The sequence below is a fragment of the Micromonospora haikouensis genome, assembly GCF_000876225.1.
GTDB classification, from domain to species: Bacteria; Actinomycetota; Actinomycetes; order Mycobacteriales; family Micromonosporaceae; genus Micromonospora; species Micromonospora haikouensis.
This window is the reverse complement of the sequence record NZ_JXSX01000001.1, coordinates 3,513,034-3,531,080: the sequence shown is the minus strand read 5'-3', so window position 1 is coordinate 3,531,080 and position 18,047 is coordinate 3,513,034. Positions and strand designations below refer to the sequence as shown.

Here is an 18,047-nt window from a genome sequence, read left to right as displayed (position 1 = left end):
CCCACCCGCCCGCGCCGGTGATCAAGAGGTTTGCGTCATCGTGGAGATCGACTCTGACGTTTTCCTCTTGATCACCGGCGCGAGGCGGAGCCACCGGGCGTCAGCGGCGCAGGCGGATCGTGTAGGTGCGCGACTGCGAGCCGTCCTCGCTGGTCACCGACACGGTCGCCGTGCGGCTGCCGGCCTTCGGCTGGCGCACGACGACGGTGGCGTACGGGTCGGCGGCCACGGCGGTGACGCACGGCAGTTCGCCCCGGCGGGCCACGGTGTAGGACAGCTTCTCCGGATCGAAGCCGGCCAGCGGCACCCCGTCGAGGGCGATGCGGGCGGCGGACGCGTCCGACGACGTCCCGGGCGCGGCGGCGAAGACCTCGATCTCGCTGGCCGTGATGTGCCGGTCCGGGTGGGCCGTGAGCACGATCCGCACCGCGTCCGTGGTGGCGGTCACCGGCACGTCGACGGCGGGGGCGCTCGCCGTGCCCGTCGGGACGTCCACCGACGCGCCGGCGTCGACCCAGCCGCCCTGCGGGTCGCGGACCTGCGCCCGCAGGCTCTGCGGATAGCTGTCGAAGCCGTCGCGGTAGAAGTGGACGACGACCCGGGTGAGGGCCCGGCGCTCCGGCAGGGTGACCGTGAGCGTGTCGGAGGCGTTCTTCGCCCCCGACCGCCAGTTCGACCACGCCTTGTCCGTCAGCACGCCGTTGGCCAGGCCGTCCGGCGAGTAGCCGGGCTCGGTGAAGGTGGCGGCGACGCCGGCCGGGGTGGCCCGCTCCTGCACCGGCGGGGTCACCTGCACCCGCACGCTCGCCGCGAGGGTGCGCCCGTCGCCCGCGTCGGCCTGCCCGGTGAGGGTGACGACGCCGGGGGCCTCGAACGCGCCGGCCGGCGGCGGCTGCCAGCGCACCGGGCGCTGCACCGTCGCACCCCGCCGGGCCACCGCGGTGACCGTGGCCGGCAGCGTCGGTTCGCCGCCGACGGCGGCCTTCGCCCGGGTGGGCCGCGTCGCCACGAGGGTGTCGACCACGACCGTCGCCCGGGCGACGTGGGCGCGCCCGATGGCGTCGGTGGCGCGGCCGGTGATCCGCACGGTGCCGGGCCGCTTCCACTTCGACGCGGCGGGCAGCCGCCAGGTGACCGGCAGCGCCCCCCGGGCGCCGTCGCGGCGGACCGGGACGACGGTGTCCGGCAGCGCCGGGGCGACCCCGGGGACCGTGAACGCGTCGGTGGGCGCGATCCGCAGGACCGTCTCGTCGGTCACCCGCCAGCGCTGGTTGGCCCCCGAGTTGGCCAGCCAGGAGGTGACCGCCGCGCCGTCGCCGGTGGCCTGGCCGCCGACCTCCAGCAGGCGGCGGGAGCCGACGTTGACGAGGGTGTACGTGCCGTCGCCGGTGGTGGACAGGATCCACTGCGCCTGCGGGCCGGGTGCGGCGACGGCGGGGACGAGGGTGACGGCCTGGTCGACGACGGCGACCTGGCGGGTGCCGTCGGCGGTGGCGACGGCGTACCGGGCCCGGTTGCCCGTGCCCCCGGCGAGCCGGGTCAGCCGCCACAGCTGGTCCGCGCTCGCCGGGTCGGTGGTGCGGATGACCGCGCCGGAGCCGGTGCCGCCGGCCGGGGCGAGGGAGCGGCCGCTCTGCACGCCGGTGAGGCGGTAGACGTGGCCGTCGCGCACCAGCGCCGCGCCGGGGGCGACCCCGGAGACGCCGGTGACCAGGAACGTCGTCACCGACTGGGCGGGCACGTCCACCCGGGCGGCGCGGTCGCGCACGGCGACGGGGGCGCCGCGCCGCAGCGCCCCGTCCGCGCTGGTGACGACGGGGGTCACCGTCGCGTTCGCGGCGACGGCGCCGAACGCCGACAGGTCGAGCGCGACGGTACGGGCGGCGGTGCCGTCGTTGACGTGCACGACGGTGGCCCGCCCGCCGGTGGCCACGGCGGCGACGCTGGAGGTGTCGTTCACGGCGACGAGCCGGTCGCCGGGGCGGATGTGGTGGGTGAAGTTGCGGACGGTGTCGAACTTGGTGTTCGTGTATATCGGGCAGGTCCGCAGGGTGTCGGCGGCGGTGCAGTCGAACGGGAGCTGGATGCTGCCCCAGTTGGAGCCCTGCGGGAACTCGCCGCCGGGTTTCATGTTGTCGTAGTCCTCGACCGGCTGCCAGAACACCCACGCCGACGGTTCCAGCTCGCGCAGGTCGTCGACCATGTGCCGGGCCATCCCGAGGCCGGGGGCCATGCTGGTGAGGCTGTGCCCGTCACCCCAGGAGCCCTCGACCTCGCTCATCCACAGCGGCTTGTCCTCGCCCTTGGCGATGTCGCGGGCGGTGGTGCGCTGGCCCGTGCCGTAGGTGTGCACGTTGAGCTGGTCGACCAGGCCGCGTACGTCGTCGGGGTAGGCGTTCCAGTTCGTGGCGAACGTGCCGGGGTTGGTCTCGTCCATGGCGGACACGCGGGTCCCGCTGCCGGCGGCGCGCAGCTCGGCGGCGACCGCCCGGACGACCTGCTGCTGCAGGGCGGGGCCGGCGTGGGCGCCCTCCTGCCGGCCGCCGACCGGGTTGCCGTCGGCGCCCAGCCGGGTGCTCCAGTAGGTGGTGTTCGGCTCGTTGAGCGGGTCGATCGTGTCGACGGTGATGCCGTGCGCGGCCTCCAGGCGCTGGGTGACCCGCACGAGATAGGTCGCGAAGTCGTCGACCCGGTCGGCGCGGATCTGGTCGGCGGCGGGGTCGAAGCCGCCGGAGACGTACCCGCTGACAGTCTGGAACCACGGCGGCGAGTTGCTGAAGGTCTCCCACCGGGTGACGTCGTTCTTGATCCGGTCGACCCACCAGCGCTGCGCGCGGTCGGCGTCCGGGTTCCAGTGCTGCGGGTTCTCCGGGTCCCACCAGTCGGTGTCGGCCCGGGTGGTGCCGTCGGGGGCCCGCCACCAGCCGGGAACCGCGCCGCCGGGGCGCAGGTAGTCGGGGACGTCGGGGGCGTTGCCGCCGCCGATGTTGTAGCGGGCGATGTTGAGGTTGAGGCCCTGCTCGCCGAAGACGAGGTCGGCCAGGCGCTGCCGGATCTCCTCGGGGTAGCCGCCGGTGGCGTTGGCGAACCAGACGAGGCTGGTGCCCCATCCCTGGAACTCCTGCCCCTGGTAGGACGGGTCGGGGCGGACGGTGACCACCGGTGGCGCGGCCCCGGCGGCCGGCGCGGGGGCGGACGCGTTCGCGGTGCGGCCGGGGGATCCGGCCCCCGGCGCGGCGGAGGCGGGACCGGCGCCGGGCGCGACGGCGACGCCGAGGGTGACGACGGCCGCCGTGATCGCGGCGGCCGGCCCCCGGCGGGACGGGTTTCTGCTCATGTGGACGGTCTCCTCCGACGGGTGGTGGTGAGCCGGTGGATCGCGCCGCGTTCCTGCGGCGGGCGCGCTACCTCGATGTTTACGCAAACATCGAGTGTTGCGATGCTCCCAGTCGACCGGTGACCCGTCAAGCACGGCCGGCATACTGGGCTGCGCCGCGTGAGCACCGCGGCGGAGGTGGCGCGAGGCGCCGGCCGCAGGCGGGGCGAGAGGAGCGAGGCGGGATGAGTCGGTCCGGGCCCGACGGGGCGACCCAGGAGCCCGCCGCCGCGGGCCGCCCCCGCGCCGGCCGGCGGCGGGGCGTCTCGATGGCCGACGTGGCGCGGCTGGCCGGCGTCTCCGCGCAGACCGTCTCCCGCGTCTCCACCGGTCACCCCGGCGTCGTCGACAGCACGCGCGAGCAGGTCCTCGCCGCCATGCGGCAGCTCGGCTACCGCCCCAACAGCGCCGCCCGCGCGCTCAAGTACGGCGAGTTCCGCACCATCGGCGTCATCCTGTTCACCCTGTCCAGCACGGGCAACAGCCGCACCCTGGAGGCGATCGCCACCCACGCCGCCGACGCCGGCTACGTGATCACCCTCATCCCCGTCGGGGCACCCACCCAGGACCGCCTGCTCGGGGCCTTCACCCGGCTCGGCGAACTCGCCGTCGACGCGGTCATCGTCATCATGGAGGTGCACCTGCTGGACGCGGCGACCGTCGCCGTCCCACCCGGCGTGCACGTCGTCGTGGTCGACTCCGACGCCGGCGACCGCTACCGCGTCGTCGACACCGACCAGGCCGACGGGGCCCGCCAGGCCGTGCACCACCTGCTCGACCTCGGGCACCGCACGGTGTGGCACGTCGCGGGGCCCCGGGAGTCGTTCGCCGCGCAGCGGCGCGCGCTGGCCTGGCGTACGACGCTGCAGGAGCACGGCCGCCCGACGCCTCAGGTGCACCGCGGCGACTGGTCGGCGGAGTCCGGCTACCGCGCCGGCCTCGACCTGGCCGGCGACCCCGACTGCACGGCGGTCTTCGTCGCCAACGACCAGATGGCCCTCGGGGTGCTGCGCGCGCTGCACGACCGGGGCCGGTCGGTGCCCCGCGACGTCAGCGTCGTGGGCTTCGACGACATCGCCGACGCGGGAGCGTTCATCCCACCCCTGACCACCGTCCACCAGGACTTCGCGGAGGTCGGCCGCCGCTGCGTCGAGGCGGTGCTGCGCCAGGTCCGCACCGGCGTGCCGGAGACCGGCACGACCCTGGTCTCCACCCGCCTCGTGGTACGCGACAGCACCGCGCCCCCGCCGGGCGACTGAGGACGGCGGGCGGCCCGGCGGGGCTGCTCAGCCGTCCTCAGCGGTCGCCGGCGAACCCCCGCAGCTTGTCCGGGTTCACCACGATGAGCACCCGCTCGATCCCCCGGTCCGAGCAGTCCAGGGCGACGAGGGACTGCGGGCTGCCGTCGGCGTTCGTCACCAGCAGCGCCCCGCCGCCGTTGACCTCGACGAACCGGAACCCCGCCGTGTGCCAGTACTTGCGCAGGACGTTGTCCAGGAACGTCGTCACCCGCTCGACGCCGGCCAGCTCCCGGCGTGCGGCGTTGACCCGGCCGCCGCCGTCGGACCACGCCCGGACGTCCTCGGCCAGCAGCCGCTCCAGGGCGGCCACGTCGCCCTCCCGGGCCGCGCCGAGGAACGCCTCGACCAGCTCGCGCCGCCGCGCCGCCGACACGGGCGACGAGCGCTGCGACGCCAGGTGCCGGCGCGCCCTGCTGACCAACTGCCGGGCGTTGACCTCGGAGGTGTCGAGCACCTCGCCGACCTGCTGGTGGGAGTAGTCGAACGCCTCGCGCAGCACGTACGCGGCCCGCTCGGTCGGCGTGAGCCGCTCCAGCAGCAGCAGGACCGCCAGGTCCAGCGCCTCGGCCCGCTCGGCGCCCAGCGCCGGATCCGCGCTGGTGTCCACCGGCTCGGGCAGCCACGGGCCCACGTACCGCTCGCGGACGGCGCGCGCCGACGTGGCCGCGTTGATGGCCAGCCGGGTCGTCGTCGTGGTGAGGAACGCCGCCGGGTTGCGCACCGCCCCGCGTTCGGCCGACTGCCAGCGCAACCACGCGTCCTGCACCACGTCCTCGGCCTCGGCGACGCTGCCCAGCATCCGGTAGGCGATGCCGAACAGGCGCGGGCGCACCGCCACGAACTCGGCCAGCCCGTCCCCGGCCCCCGCCCCGGAGGGGGCGGCCGTCGCCGCGCCGCGCGCATCGTCGACCGTCACGAGGCCAATCTAGCCGCCTGCGACGCGCGCCAGTCCCCGAGGGACACCGCACCCGTCCTGGCGTCCCCGAGCGGCACCAGCGAGCGCTCCGCCAGCGCCGCGCCGAAGTACGTCGCACCCGGATCGGTCACCACCTCGCGGTCCTCGCCGCTCGCGGCGAGGACCGAACGGCCCAGCTCGTCGAGGCGGAACCGTTCGGGGCCGGCGACCTCCACGACGCCGTTCACCGGCGCGCCGAGGGTCACCTCCAGGAGGGTCGCGACCACGTCGTCGGCGGCCAGGGGCTGGATGGACACCGGCGCGAGGCGCACGACGTCGCCGTCTCCACCGGCGTCGACGATGGCGCGGACGAACTCGAAGAACTGCGTCGCGCGCAGAATCGAGTACGGGAGGCCGGAGGCGACGATCAGTTCCTCCTGGGCGACCTTCGCCCGCATGTAGCCGCTGTCGGGGATCCGGTCGACGCCGACGATGGACAGCGCCACGTGGTGCCGCACGCCGGCCCCGGCCTCGGCGGCGAGGAGGTTGCCGGTCGAGGTCCGGAAGAACTCCAGCACGGGCCCGTCCTCGAACGAGGGCGAGTTCGACACGTCGACCACGACGTCCGCGCCGTCGAGCGCCGCGGCCAGCCCCTCTCCGGTCAGGGTGTTCACCCCCGTCCCCGGGGACGCGGCGACGGCCTCGTGGCCCCGCCGGTCGAGCGCGGCCACGAGCCGGGAGCCGATGAGCCCGGTACCGCCGACGACGACGATCTTCATGATCGGTCACTTCCCTTCGCGTACGCGGCGCGGCGCGCCGCCCTGTCCCCCGTACGACCGGACAGGTCCCCGAACCGTGACACCCGCCCCGGGCCGCCGGGGCGCGTGACCGGCCGGCGGCGGTGCGTGACGGGTTGCTACGGTGTGCGGGACGGTCACCGGTGTGTCCCCTGGGGAGGGTCGGCATGTGGGCGGACGAGGCCGCGCTGGACGCGGCGACCCGCCGGCTCGACGAGTGGGAGTCGTCGATCGCCGACCGGGCCGCCCGCGCGCGGGCGCTGTCGGCGCGGGCGCGGGCCCTGACCGGAACCGCCCGCAGCCCCGACCGCGCGGTCGAGGTCACCGTCGACGCCACGGGCCTGCTGGTCGACCTGCGGCTCGACGAGCAGACCCGGCAGCACCCCGCGGCACACACCGCCCGGCAGATCGTCGCCACCACCCGGGCCGCGCACGCCGACCTGCTGCGGCAGCTCACCGAGGCGACCACGCAGACCCTCGGCGACGACGACCCCGCCGGGCGGGCGATCATCGACGGCCACCGGCGGCGGCTCGACCCCGGCCAGGGCCCGCCCGATGGCCGCCGGTGACGGCATCCGGGTCGACCCCGGCGACCTGACCACCCACGCCGCCCACCTGGAACGCTGCGCCGACAGCCTCGACACCGCCCGGCAGGCCGGCCAGCACGTCCGGTTGGGCACCGACGCGTACGGCCAGCTGTGCGCGATCATGCCGGTGCTGCTCGACGGCCTCCAGCAGACCCTGGTCGGCGGCGTCGACGCCGCAGCCCGGTCGGTGCGCGACACCGCCAATCGGGTGCGCTCCGGCGCCGAGGGCTACCGGGCCGCCGACGCCCGGGCCGAGCAACGGCTCCAGCGCGTACGCGACGCGCGGTGACCGGCAACCCGCTCGTCGCCGCCCCGGCGGGCGACGCGCCCAGCGCGTGGGCCGGCATCTGGATCTGCGAGGACATCGAGCTCATCGCGCAGGGCGTCCGCGACGGCAGCTGGATCGACGGCAGCCTCGGCGTGGTCAGCGCCGGCCTCGACGCCCTCGCCTTCGTCTCCGACCCGGTCGGCGCCCTGCTGCAGTACGGCATCGCCTGGCTCATCGAGCACGTCAAGCCGCTCAGCGAGGCGCTGGACTGGCTCGCCGGCGACCCGGCGCAGATCACCGCGCACGCCCAGACCTGGCGCAACGTCGCCGCGTCGCTGCGCGACGACGCCGCCGAACTGGCCCACGCCGCACGCACCGAGGTCGCCGGCTGGGGCGGCGACGCCGGCCCCGCCTACCGCGCCTGGGCCGCCGGGCAACACCAGGCGATCGGCGGCCTCGCCCAGGCCGCCGACACCCTGGCCGCCATCACCGAAGGCGCGGCCGGCCTCGTCGCCGCCGTCCGGCTCCTGGTCCGCGACGCCATCGCCACCTGCGTCTCCCGCCTCATCGTGTACGCGGGAGAACTCGTCGCCACCGCCGGCCTCGCCACGCCCGTGGTCGTGGAGCAGGTCACCACCACGGTGGCGTCGTGGGCGGCGCGGATCGCACGGCTGCTACGCGGGCTGCTGGCCAGCCTGCGGCGGCTGATGCCGCAGATCCGCCGCCTCGGCGAGCTGATCGAGAAGCTGAAGCAGGCACTGGGGCGGCTGAGGCAAGTCGCCCCTGATCCTGATGAGCTCAGTAGGGTTCGAGGCAAGGGCAGCGGCCCCCGAATGCCCATGAAAACGGAGTCGGTACAGGACATCGCCGCCAAGTACGGCATCGATGTATCCGGCATCCAGTTCAACATCAATAACCGGATCTCAGGCGTGTGCGGGATGACCAAGCCCGATCAATCAGTCACGCTCTGTCGTGAGGCGTTCCGAAGCGAGGAAGACCTGGCACGCACTCTCGAACACGAAAGGTTCCACGTGTCGGAGCTCCGGGAGGGGCGCCCCTACCCCATCACGCGCAGTGAGGCCGACGCCTTCGAGGATCGAGCCTATGCACATGAGGAACAGTGGTGGGAGAGCCACCCGGTCAGGCCAGAAGGAGCACGCTGATGGCAACCTTCGATGAATGGCTGGACGCGTACGACATTGTCTACCGCACCCTGCCAGCAACATCGCACCTGCAATGCCCGAACTGCGGCCACCGGACGCTGCGCCTCGTCTTCACCGGGCCACCCGGAGCTGGATACGGTTACGCCTCGTTCTGGTGCGACACGTGCCTGGAGGGCATCCACCTTTCCAGGGTGCCCATCCCGGAGGGAATCACCGCGCGCCCCCTCGACGCATCGGCCGAAGAACGCGGACGCGCCCTTCCCGACTATCGGTTGATCACGTAGTCCCGTTGGCAGGCAGGTCACTGATCTGACCGCTCCAGGTGCCGCCTCCCCACCGGCACCGCCTGGCGGGGTGACTCCTCCCGGCAAGTAGGAAGCTGAGTCGAATACGACATCAGCATGCCCGCCGCGCTCCCGTCGGGGACGGCCGAGCCAGCCCCCGAGCCGAACCAGCCGGCGACTCGGCCCGGCGATCAAGAGAAAAGCGTCAAAGTTGATCTCGACGATGACGCAAACCTCTTGATCGCTGGGCCACACCAGCCGTACCGCATCGAGCCGGGGTGATGTGGGACGGGCGTGGGGCGGCAGGGGCGGCGGTTGATGACGTAGATGACTCAGCTCCGTAGGGTGCCACTGCACCGCATCAACCCTCACGGCTTACAGGTTGCCCAGGCCGAGGGCCCCACCGGGCAGCACGCCCACAGAGGTCGCGCGGCAGTTCCAACCTGGTCCGCAGCCGGGGCGGGCGGGCAGGCGCGGGTGGCCGCCAGCGAACCACGTGGAGTGGAGCCTCACCGCTCCCAGTCTGCGCGATCCGCGGCTGCCCCTTCGGTGCCACGGCCGAGCCCTCCGGCGAATGACGTCTCCGGCCCCTCCGGCTGGCCGCGCGACAGGCGTCACGGCTGCGCTAGCCCTGGGCGAGGACGACGTGTCGGAACCCCTCGCGAGGAACCGGTCGGGCCAGGGCGTGTTCGACCGCCGGCACACCCGCCGCTCGTCGGCGTCCCCGATCGATGCCGCGACCCGGCCAGCAAGCGTGCGCTGCGGCCGGCAGAGGCGCTGACCGGGTCAGCTCGACCCACGGCCACTGTTCCTCGTGCCACCCCGGCACCCACGGCGTCATCGGCCGCGAGCCGGCATTCATCCGATCGGGCGGCGTGACGGGCACGATCGACCGCGCCCGATGACCGAAAGTGCACAGCCGGAAAGGAACACCGCCGGGCGTTCCGACACATCCCGCAGATTGCATTCAATTAGCTCGAATGAATTAGGTATCCGACCATTGCCACAACTACCGCGACTCCACGAGCCGCAGGCATCCATTCACGACATGTCGCAGCATTCACGACGCCGCACGTCTCAACACCAGAACGATTCCGGGGCGAGCATGGCGACGAATGCATTTGACCTCGTATTCATAGATCCAGATCATGCCGCCTGAATGCCCCTGGAGGAACGATGTCCACTGAAGCCGACGCGGCGCATTCAGCGCCCGCCCGACCCGCCGGCCCGGAACGGCCGGCGTCACCACCGCCCGCCGGCGAGCCGGGCCACGCCGGCCCGCCCGACCGGCCGCGTACCAGATTCCGTGGCGACATCGAGGGAATCCGGGCCGTCGCCGTGGTGACGGTGATGCTGTTCCACGCCGGCGTGCCGGCGCTCTCCGGGGGCTTCGTCGGCGTCGACGTCTTCTTCGTCATCTCGGGCTATCTCATCACCACCCAACTGCTGTCCGAACACAACCGGACCGGCGGGGTCGCGCTGATGGACTTCTACGCTCGCCGGGCCAGGAGACTGCTGCCGGCGGCCAACGTGGTGCTGCTGGCGGCAGCGGTGTTCGTGTTCCTGATGGTGCCCCGTGGCAGGTGGGGTCAGATCGGCGGCGACCTCGTCGCCGGGGCGTCCTACCTGCTGAACTGGCGGCTCGCCGAACGATTCGCGAACCCCGACCCGACGATGCCACCGTCCCCCGTACAGCATTTCTGGTCGCTTGCCGTCGAAGAGCAGTACTACCTGATCTGGCCGTTGCTGATCATGCTGGCGGTGGCGTTGGCCAAGGTGTCCGGCGCCCGGGTGAAGCCGGTGCTGGCGACGGCGCTGGTCCTGCTGGCCGCCGGCTCGCTGGCCTGGTCGGTGACCACCACCGTCGGCGCGCAGTCCCCGGCGTTCTTCCAGACCACCACCCGGATCTGGGAGCTGGCCGTCGGCGCGGGCGTCGCCATGTCGGTCGGGGCCCTGGCCCGGCTGCCCAGGCCGGTCGCCGTCGTGCTGGGCTGGGCCGGGCTGGCAGCGGTGCTGGTGGCCTGCCTGTCCTTCACCCCGATGATGGACTTCCCCGGCTACACGGCCGCCCTGCCGGTGCTGGGCACCGCGGCGGTCATCGCGGCCGGCTGCGCCGCTCCGGCCCGGGGCGGGGTGGGGTCCGTGCTCGGGATCGCGCCACTGCGCTGGATCGGCGCGCTGTCGTACGCGCTGTATCTGTGGCACTGGCCGATGCTCGCGATAGCGGCCACCTACTGGGGGCCGCTGTCGACGTCCACCGGGCTGCTGGTGATCGCGCTGTCGACCGTCCCGGCCTGGTTGACCTTCCACTTCGTCGAGAACCGCATCAGATACTCCCGGCGGGTCGCGCAGTCGCCACGGCTCGCCCTGGGCATCGGGGCCGGCTTCTCCGCGCTGGGCACGCTGGCCGGCGTCGCGCTGCTGCTGGCGAGCTGACCGGGTCCGGCGCCGACCGCCCACGCGGTCGGCGCCGGGCCGACGGCCGCGACGTCAGACCGACGGAAAATGGTACGGCTCAGAATGTCTGATCCCTGCCCGGTCGCTCGTCGGTAGGACGAATGCCGCTCGGCGGCCTGTCGAGCGGCTCCGGCCAGGGAGGTTCTCATGACATACGCCTTTGACGCGGAGCTGGCACCGTGGGTCCCGACGCTGCCCGTCCTCGACCTGCGCGACCCGGCCGCCGCGCGCGAGGTCGGACGGGCCATCGCGGCCCAGCTCCCCCCGCCCGACCTGACCGGCCTCACCGTGCTGGACCGGACGGTGCCCGGCCCGGCCGGCGCTCCCGCCGTCCCGGTGCGGATCTACACCCCGCAGCCGGCGGCGGCACCGGCACCGGCCGTCCTGCACCTGCACGGCGGCGGCTTCGTGCTCGGCGACCTGGCGCTCGAACACGCCGACGCCGCCGCGTTCGCCACCGGCATCGGGGCCGTGGTGATCGCCGTCGACTACCGCCTCGCGCCCGAGGCGCCCTTCCCGGCGGCGCTGGAGGACTGCTACGCGGTGCTGTGCTGGCTGGCCGGCAACTGCGACGAACTCGGCGTGGACTCCACCCGCCTGGCCCTCTACGGCCGCAGCGCCGGTGGCGGGCTCGCCGCCGGCCTCACCCTGCTGGCCCGCGACCGTGGCGGCCCGCGGCTGGCCATGCAGTATCTCGACGTCCCGGTGCTCGACGACCGGCTCGACAGCGTGTCCATGCTCGCCTACGTCGACACCCCGATCTGGAATCGCCCCAGCGCCGAGCTGGGCTGGGCCCACTACCTCGGGGACGGCGTCAAGCCCGGCGAGCCGGGCGTGTCGCCGTACGCCGCCCCGGCCCGCGCGGAGGATCTCGCCGGGCTGCCACCGGCGTTCGTCTCAAGCTGCCAGTTCGATCCGGTACGCGACGAGGGGATGCACTATGCGCAGCGGCTGGCCCAGGCCGGCGTGCCGACCGAGGCGCACCTCTACCCGGCCACGTTCCACGGTTCGGCGCTGGTGACCGAGGCGGCGGTGTCCCGGCGGATGCGGCAGGACGCGGTGGCCGCCTTCCGCCGACTGCTCTGACCGCCGCCGGGATGCGGCGGACTCCAGGCCGCCAGGTCGAACCATTCGGGTACGGGATCAGGGCACGTCAGCGGAAGCAGGCTCACGGGCGCCCGCCAACAGAACGGGGAGGGACGATGCCGCGTCCCTCCCCGTTTCGCCCGGACCGCCTCAGGACAGGAACTTGTCCAGGGCCGCCTCGATGGTGCCGCTGTCCGGCGAGGCGTACGACTTCATGGTGATCTTGTTGTACGAGATGAAGCTCGGGCACCGGTTGGCCGGGGCGTTCACGGTGCCGCCGTCGCCGATCTTCTCCGCGGTCTTCGCCGCGTAGAAGGTCATCGTGTAGCGCGACGAGATGTAGGAGATCGTGACCTGCTTGCCGGAGTTGTCCTTGTAGTCGCACTTCTTGGGCGTGCCCTCGCTGCCCTCGTCGACCTTCAGGCAGGCGACCACCGACACCGACGTGAAGTCGGCCGACTTCGCGTAGTACGGCTTCGCCGAACTGACCGACTTTGTCGACCAGAACGTGGGCCGCTCGATGGAGTTCGCGAAGGTGTACGCCTTCGCGCCGGACGGGCCGCTGTAGGTCGCCGCGTTCAGGATCGGGCTGCCGTCGCAGACCCCGGACAGGTCGCTGGAGTAGCGCGCCGTCAGCGCGTTGTTGTTGTTCGGCTGTTCCTGGGACTCGGCCGGCTCGGGGGTGGCCGAAGTCTCCGTGCCGGGCTGGGGGTTGCCGTTGCTCGGGGCCGCCGTCGCGGGGCCGGACGCGATCGGGGTGGGGTCTTCGTCGTCGCCGACGAGGGCGAGCCCGATGCCGGCGCCGCAGATCGCGAGGACGACGACCACGGCACCGGCGGCCAGGCCGATGATCAGGCCCCGGTTCGACTTCTGCGGCGGGGGCATGGGGGCACCGAACTGCGGGGGCCCCGGCTGGCCGTAGGCGGGCTGGCCGTAGCCCGGCTGGCCGTACGCGGGATACCCGGCGGGCTGGGCAGGGGCGGGCGGCCCGCTCCACGGGGTGACGTTCGGATCCGGCTGCCCTCCGTACGGAGGGTGATTGCTGCTCATCTGAAGCCCTTATCGCTATCGGCGGGTGCCACGGCACGGGATCATGGAACAGGGTAGTGAGCGGCGCAAATTGTCGCCCCGCCGATCGGGGCGGGTGACCGACGTCGATCACGCCACGTCAGGAGTCATGACTTTCCGTGTGGGATGGGCTGCGCTGGCGATTCTCCCCCGACGGGGGAATGGACCCTTTGGCGGCCGGTTGCGGTTTTCGGGAAAGAGGTCCCGCTGCAGGTGGACGACAGGAGTGGTCCCGCCGACCGAACGGTTCAATGTGTGACGCAGATTACTCAATCCGGTGTCAGGGCGGGCCTGCGGTGACCCACCGGGACAGCCGTCGGCAGGGGGCGGACACGGGGCCGGGCACCGCCGGCGGGTCGGTGCCCTTCGACGGTGCCCGGCTGGGCCAGCCCTGGTGCGGGCTTACTGGAGGTGGACGTGGGCGCGGGTCAGGACACCGGCTCCCGGACGTCCATGCGTTCCACCAGGCCGTCCCGGATGGTGTAGAGGTGGTGCACCACCTGGTCGGCCAGCACCTCCCCGTCGAGGGTCCTGACGACCTGGTGGACCTCGACGCAGATCCGTCCGTCGGGTTCCGGGGTGATGGCGCGCGGTTCGACCCGGGGGTCGATCGAGTCGAACTGACGCCGCCAGTACTCGCTCACCGCCACCGGCCCGGTGGCGCGGACACCGTCGATCATGTTGGGCCAGTCGACCGCCGGGCTGAGAACGGTGACGATGTCGTCGATGTCGCGGGCGTTGAACGAGGCGTAGAGGCGGCGGAGCAGTTCCGTCACCTCCGGTTCCAGATTGGTCGTCATGCCCCGAGTGTGGGCAGCCATGTCGGGCAGATCAGGTGAATCACATTATTCGGTGATTTCACATCTTCGGCGCTGCCTTCGGGGTCGGGGAGCGGGGTTCACCCGATACTTCGGCCGGTGCCGGGCCGGCACGCTCAGTAGGTCCCCGCGACCACGGCGGGCGAACGCCGTCGAAGGAGTGGATGTGTCGAGTCCGACCGCCGGCACGGCCGGCATCCCCACGGTGCCGGGAAAGCTGCCGGGCATCGGTCACGTGCCCCGGCTGCTCAGGAACCCCCTCGCTTTCATGCGTTCGCTGCGCGACACCGGCGACCTCGCCTGGGTGCACCTCGGGCCGCAACGGGTCCTGTCGGTGAACTCCCCGGAGCTGGTGCACCGGATGCTGGTGACCGACGGCCGCAAGTACGACCAGGGCAAGTACTTCGACAAGATCCGCCAAGAGTTCGGCAACGGTCTTCCGGTGTCCAACGGGGCCTTCCACACCCGGCAGCGCCGGCTCATCCAGCCCGCCTTCCACCGCGAGCGCATCGAGGGCTACTTCCGCGTGATGGCCGACTCCGCCGCCGCCCTGACGTCGCGCTGGCAGCCGGGCGAGGTCGTGCCGCTGAAGGCCCAGGCCCTCCAGCTCATGCTGGGGATGGTGGCGAAGACGCTCTTCTCGGCGGACGTCAGCGGCCGGGTCAACGACGAGGTGCAGCGGTCGTGGACGACCATCGTCAAGGGAGTGGCCTGGCGGACCATGTCACCGGTGGAGTTCCTGGAGAAGGTGCCCACGCCGGGCAACCGGCGCTACGTCCAGGCCAGCCGCCGCATGCGCGCCGCGGTCCGGGAGGCGGTCGTCGAGCAACGCAGGACCGGCGCCGACGACGCCAGCCTGCTCACCATGCTCCTGGCCGCGCGGGACGCCGAGACCGGCGAGAGGATGAGCGACGAGCAGATCATCGCGGAGATCTTCCTGATCCTGTTCGCCGGCACCGAGACGGCGGCCTTCATGACGGTCTGGCTCTTCCACGAGCTGGCCCGCGAGCCTGCGGTGGCCAAGCAGTTGTACGAGGAGGTCGACTCGGTGCTGGGCGACGGGCCGCCGACGTTCGAGGCCATCGGCAGGCTGACCTACACCCGCCGGGTGCTGACCGAGTGCCTGCGGCTCTACCACCCGGGCTGGATGTTCATGCGCCGGACCAACACCACGGTCGAGCTCGGCGGCCGGGAGCTGCCGCCGGGCACGGAGACCCTCTTCAGCATCTACGCCCAGCACCGCGACCCGCGGTCCTTCCCCGAGCCGCTGCGCTTCGACCCGGACCGCTGGCTGCCCGGGGCGCCGCAGCCGCCCGACGACGCGTACATCCCGTTCCTGGCCGGCAAGCGGCAGTGCATCGGCGACGGTTACGCGTGGGCGCAGATGGTGACGACGATCGCCACCATCGTGTCCCGCTGGCGCCTCGAACCGGTGCCCGGGCATCCGGTGAAGGAGCTGCCCCAGGCGCTGATGGCGCCGAGCGAGCTGCCGGTGGTGGTCAGGCCGCGGCCCTGACCTGGTCGGGGACGGCCCGCCGGACCCGGCGCTGGGCCAGCAGGATGAGCACGAAGGCGGCGAGGTAGAGGGCGCTCTCCCAGCCGAACACCACCCGGTAGCCGTGCATCGTGGCCGCCGCCCCCTCGCTCGGCCTGGTCAGCAGGTAACCCGCAACGGATCCCGCGAACAGGGTGTTCAGCAGGGCCGTCACCATCGAGGCGCCCATCTGCTGGGTGGTGCTCACGACCGCGCTGGCCACCCCCGCGTCCTTCGGGTCGATGCCCAGCAGGACGACGTTGTTCAGTGGGAACAGCGACATGGCCACGCCCACCCCGATCAGCACCAGGGGGATCAGCACGGCCGTCGGGTAGGGCGAGTCCACGCCGAGTCGGGTGAGGGTGAACAGCCCGGCCGCGCCGGTCAGGGCGCCGACGGACATCACCGGCAGGGGCCCGAACCGCACCACGGCGGGCGCGCTGAACTGGGCGGTGGTGATGATGGCGAGGGCGAACGGCAGGAAGGCCAGGCCGGTCTGGACGGCCCCGTAGCCCCTGGTGTTCTGGAAGTAGAAGGTGAGGAAGAGGAACATCGACAGCTGCGCCCCGTTGGCCAGCACCGCCGCGAGGTAGAGCAGGGCACGGTGCGGCTCGCTGACGATGCGCAGGGGCAGCAGGGGCTGCCTGCTGCGCGCCTCCACGAGGACGAAGACCCCGAGCAGGAGGACGCCGGCGGCCAGCGAGCCAAGGGTGACCACCGAGATCCACCCGTTGGCCTCGGCGAGGGTGAGGCCGTTGGCCAGGCACACCAGTCCGAGGGTGGCGGTCAGCGCCCCGGCGAGGTCGTAGCGACGTCCCTTGACCGCCGGCGGGTCCGGCCGCAGCGTGGCGACGGCCAGCACGACGGTGACGAGCACGATGGGGACGTTGACGAGCAGGCACCAGCGCCAGGAGGCGTACTGGGTGAGGACGCCGCCGAGCAGGAGCCCGACCGCGGCGCCGCTGCCGGAGACCATGCCGTAGACGGCGAAGGCGCGGGCGCGGTCGGCCTGCTCGGTGAAGGTGACCGAGATGAGCGAGAGCACCGCGGGCGCCACGACGGCAGCGAAGGCGCCCTGCAGGGCCCGGGCCGCGAACAGCTGGACGCCGTTGTCGGCCAGACCGCCGAGCGCGGAGGCGACGGCGAAGCCGACGAGCGCGGCCAGGAACATCCGCTTCTGCCCGAGATAGTCGACCAGTCGGCCGCCGAGGAGCAGCAGCCCGCCGAAGGCGATGGCGTAGCCGGAGACGACCCACTGCCGGTCGGCCAGAGAGATCGACAGGTCGGTCTGCATCTGCGGCAGCGCGACGAACACGACCGCGAGGTCGAGCACGATCATGAGTTGCGCGGTGGCGACGACCCCGAGGGCCAGCCAGCGGCGCGAATCGGCTGGAGAAAGATCCTTCGAAGACATGGCAACCTCTCACGCCGCGCGATTGGGAGGGCAGGATGTCCGTCAATTCGCTATCGCGCCGCAACGGTGAACCAGACAAGCATCCAAAGTGGATCGGTGTCAAGATAGAGAATTCGTTATGCCGTCGGCAGAATGACATCTCACGGGGTTTCGACCAATGGAGATCACAGTAGAATGGCTTCGGTATCGTCGTAGCTTCGACCGGAGGTAGCCAGATGACCCGCTCGCCCGAGCGCCTGGGAGCGATGTCACCAGACGCACCACTCGGAATCATCGCTCGCGCCGGCGAGAGCAACCTCAGCTTCGACGGCAACCTCTTCAACCGGCTGCTCGAGGAGCGCATTATCTTCCTCGGCTCGGAAGTGAACGCGGAGGTGGCGAATCGCGTCTGCGGGCAGCTCCTGCTGCTGGCCGCCGCAGATCCGGTCCGCGACGTCCACCTCTACATCAACTCCCCCGGCGGTTCGGTGGACGCCGGATTGGCGATCTGCGACACGATGGACTTCATCGAGAACGACGTGTCGACGCTGGTCGTCGGGCTCGCCGCGTCGATGGGTCAGGTTCTCTCGTCGGCGGGCACCAAGGGCAAGCGGTTCGCCCTGCCCCACTCGCGGATCATGATGCACCAGCCCCTCGGTGGCATCCAGGGCGTCGCGTCCGACGTGGCCATCCAGGCCGAGCAGATGCTCTACGTCAAGCGGGTGCTGCGCGAGGAGACGGCTCGCCACACGGGCAAGTCGGTGGACGAGATCGAGGCCGACGCCGACCGCGACCGGTGGTTCACCGCCGACGAGGCGGTCAACTACGGGCTGATCGACCGGGTCGTGTCCCGCGCGACGCACGTTCCGGACGGGGCCGGCACGCGGGGCTGAGCGATCCCGGGGTTGAGCATCCCCGGCAGTCAGCGAATGGCCGCCGCCGGTCGTCCGACCGGCGGCGGCCATTCCTCTGCGGAGCGAGGTGGCTCCCCTGCGGGGACTCTCCCCCACCCCTCGTGCA

15 protein-coding genes are annotated in these 18,047 nt (G+C 72.5%); 9 read left to right on the top strand and 6 right to left on the bottom strand.

Translation table 11 applies throughout. The features are described 5' to 3' along the window. Positions 1-100: 100 nt before the first annotated feature. Positions 101-3,337 (bottom strand): Ig-like domain-containing protein, encoded by a 3,237-nt coding sequence (locus TK50_RS14465; protein ID WP_043963227.1) that lies wholly within the window; start codon positions 3,335-3,337, stop codon positions 101-103. 224 nt (positions 3,338-3,561) lie between these two features. Between TK50_RS14465 and TK50_RS14460 the strand changes: the two genes are divergently transcribed. Continuing rightward, positions 3,562-4,635 carry a LacI family DNA-binding transcriptional regulator gene (locus TK50_RS14460; protein ID WP_082106316.1) on the top strand — a complete coding sequence of 358 codons (1,074 nt, stop codon included), beginning with the start codon at positions 3,562-3,564 and terminating at the stop codon, positions 4,633-4,635. Positions 4,636-4,672: 37 nt separating this feature from the next. Here TK50_RS14460 and TK50_RS14455 read toward each other — a convergent pair whose 3' ends face one another. After that, positions 4,673-5,593 (bottom strand): RNA polymerase sigma-70 factor, encoded by a 921-nt coding sequence (locus TK50_RS14455; RefSeq protein WP_082106315.1) that lies wholly within the window; start codon positions 5,591-5,593, stop codon positions 4,673-4,675. Beyond that, positions 5,590-6,351, bottom strand: a complete 762-nt coding sequence (locus TK50_RS14450) for an SDR family oxidoreductase (RefSeq protein WP_043963226.1) — start codon at positions 6,349-6,351, stop codon at positions 5,590-5,592. The genes TK50_RS14455 and TK50_RS14450 overlap by 4 nt, the downstream gene beginning before the upstream one ends. Positions 6,352-6,536: 185 nt before the next feature. Between TK50_RS14450 and TK50_RS14445 the strand changes: the two genes are divergently transcribed. The 6 genes from TK50_RS14445 (at position 6,537) to TK50_RS14420 (ending at position 12,214) form a co-directional block, all read left to right on the top strand. Further along, positions 6,537-6,938, top strand: coding sequence for a YbaB/EbfC family nucleoid-associated protein (locus tag TK50_RS14445; RefSeq protein ID WP_043963225.1), 402 nt, complete (start codon positions 6,537-6,539; stop codon positions 6,936-6,938). Next, on the top strand, positions 6,925-7,245 hold the full coding sequence (locus TK50_RS14440; RefSeq protein ID WP_043963224.1) for a type VII secretion target: 321 nt from the start codon (positions 6,925-6,927) through the stop codon (positions 7,243-7,245). The genes TK50_RS14445 and TK50_RS14440 overlap by 14 nt, the downstream gene beginning before the upstream one ends. Beyond that, complete coding sequence (locus TK50_RS14435; protein WP_241773991.1) at positions 7,242-8,387, top strand: WXG100 family type VII secretion target; 1,146 nt, start codon at positions 7,242-7,244, stop codon at positions 8,385-8,387. The genes TK50_RS14440 and TK50_RS14435 overlap by 4 nt, the downstream gene beginning before the upstream one ends. Further along, positions 8,387-8,671 (top strand): hypothetical protein, encoded by a 285-nt coding sequence (locus tag TK50_RS14430; RefSeq protein ID WP_043963223.1) that lies wholly within the window; start codon positions 8,387-8,389, stop codon positions 8,669-8,671. Before TK50_RS14435 ends, TK50_RS14430 begins: the two co-directional genes overlap by 1 nt. A gap of 1,176 nt (positions 8,672-9,847) precedes the next feature. Beyond that, complete coding sequence (locus TK50_RS14425) at positions 9,848-11,107, top strand: acyltransferase family protein (protein ID WP_082106314.1); 1,260 nt, start codon at positions 9,848-9,850, stop codon at positions 11,105-11,107. A 168-nt stretch (positions 11,108-11,275) separates the two neighbouring features. Next, entirely contained in the window at positions 11,276-12,214 is a 939-nt protein-coding gene (locus TK50_RS14420) for an alpha/beta hydrolase (protein ID WP_043963222.1), read from the top strand. Positions 12,215-12,364: 150 nt separating this feature from the next. Here TK50_RS14420 and TK50_RS14415 read toward each other — a convergent pair whose 3' ends face one another. Next, positions 12,365-13,264, bottom strand: coding sequence for a hypothetical protein (locus tag TK50_RS14415; protein ID WP_043963221.1), 900 nt, complete (start codon positions 13,262-13,264; stop codon positions 12,365-12,367). A 446-nt stretch (positions 13,265-13,710) separates the two neighbouring features. Next, the gene (locus TK50_RS14410) at positions 13,711-14,082 is read right to left on the bottom strand and encodes a nuclear transport factor 2 family protein (RefSeq protein WP_043963220.1); all 372 of its coding nucleotides are present in this window, start codon (positions 14,080-14,082) and stop codon (positions 13,711-13,713) included. A 184-nt stretch (positions 14,083-14,266) separates the two neighbouring features. Here TK50_RS14410 and TK50_RS14405 point away from each other — a divergent pair, with 184 nt between their 5' ends. Next, the gene (locus TK50_RS14405; protein ID WP_052503768.1) at positions 14,267-15,616 is read left to right on the top strand and encodes a cytochrome P450; all 1,350 of its coding nucleotides are present in this window, start codon (positions 14,267-14,269) and stop codon (positions 15,614-15,616) included. Here TK50_RS14405 and TK50_RS14400 read toward each other — a convergent pair. Continuing rightward, positions 15,600-17,048, bottom strand: coding sequence for an MFS transporter (locus TK50_RS14400; protein WP_043963219.1), 1,449 nt, complete (start codon positions 17,046-17,048; stop codon positions 15,600-15,602). The two genes, TK50_RS14405 and TK50_RS14400, sit on opposite strands and share 17 nt — an antisense overlap. Positions 17,049-17,293: 245 nt before the next feature. Between TK50_RS14400 and TK50_RS14395 the strand changes: the two genes are divergently transcribed. Beyond that, positions 17,294-17,920 carry an ATP-dependent Clp protease proteolytic subunit gene (locus TK50_RS14395; protein ID WP_043963218.1) on the top strand — a complete coding sequence of 209 codons (627 nt, stop codon included), beginning with the start codon at positions 17,294-17,296 and terminating at the stop codon, positions 17,918-17,920. The last annotated feature ends 127 nt before the right edge of the window (positions 17,921-18,047 follow it).

Coding starts and splice junctions, on each gene's coding strand:
- TK50_RS14465 (WP_043963227.1), bottom strand. CDS start 3,337: ATGAGCAGAAACCCGTCCCGCCGGGGGCCGGCCGCCGCGATCACGGCG.
- TK50_RS14460 (WP_082106316.1), top strand. CDS start 3,562: ATGAGTCGGTCCGGGCCCGACGGGGCGACCCAGGAGCCCGCCGCCGCG.
- TK50_RS14450 (WP_043963226.1), bottom strand. CDS start 6,351: ATGAAGATCGTCGTCGTCGGCGGTACCGGGCTCATCGGCTCCCGGCTC.
- TK50_RS14445 (WP_043963225.1), top strand. CDS start 6,537: ATGTGGGCGGACGAGGCCGCGCTGGACGCGGCGACCCGCCGGCTCGAC.
- TK50_RS14440 (WP_043963224.1), top strand. CDS start 6,925: ATGGCCGCCGGTGACGGCATCCGGGTCGACCCCGGCGACCTGACCACC.
- TK50_RS14430 (WP_043963223.1), top strand. CDS start 8,387: ATGGCAACCTTCGATGAATGGCTGGACGCGTACGACATTGTCTACCGC.
- TK50_RS14425 (WP_082106314.1), top strand. CDS start 9,848: ATGTCCACTGAAGCCGACGCGGCGCATTCAGCGCCCGCCCGACCCGCC.
- TK50_RS14420 (WP_043963222.1), top strand. CDS start 11,276: ATGACATACGCCTTTGACGCGGAGCTGGCACCGTGGGTCCCGACGCTG.
- TK50_RS14415 (WP_043963221.1), bottom strand. CDS start 13,264: ATGAGCAGCAATCACCCTCCGTACGGAGGGCAGCCGGATCCGAACGTC.
- TK50_RS14410 (WP_043963220.1), bottom strand. CDS start 14,082: ATGACGACCAATCTGGAACCGGAGGTGACGGAACTGCTCCGCCGCCTC.
- TK50_RS14400 (WP_043963219.1), bottom strand. CDS start 17,048: ATGTCTTCGAAGGATCTTTCTCCAGCCGATTCGCGCCGCTGGCTGGCC.
- TK50_RS14395 (WP_043963218.1), top strand. CDS start 17,294: ATGTCACCAGACGCACCACTCGGAATCATCGCTCGCGCCGGCGAGAGC.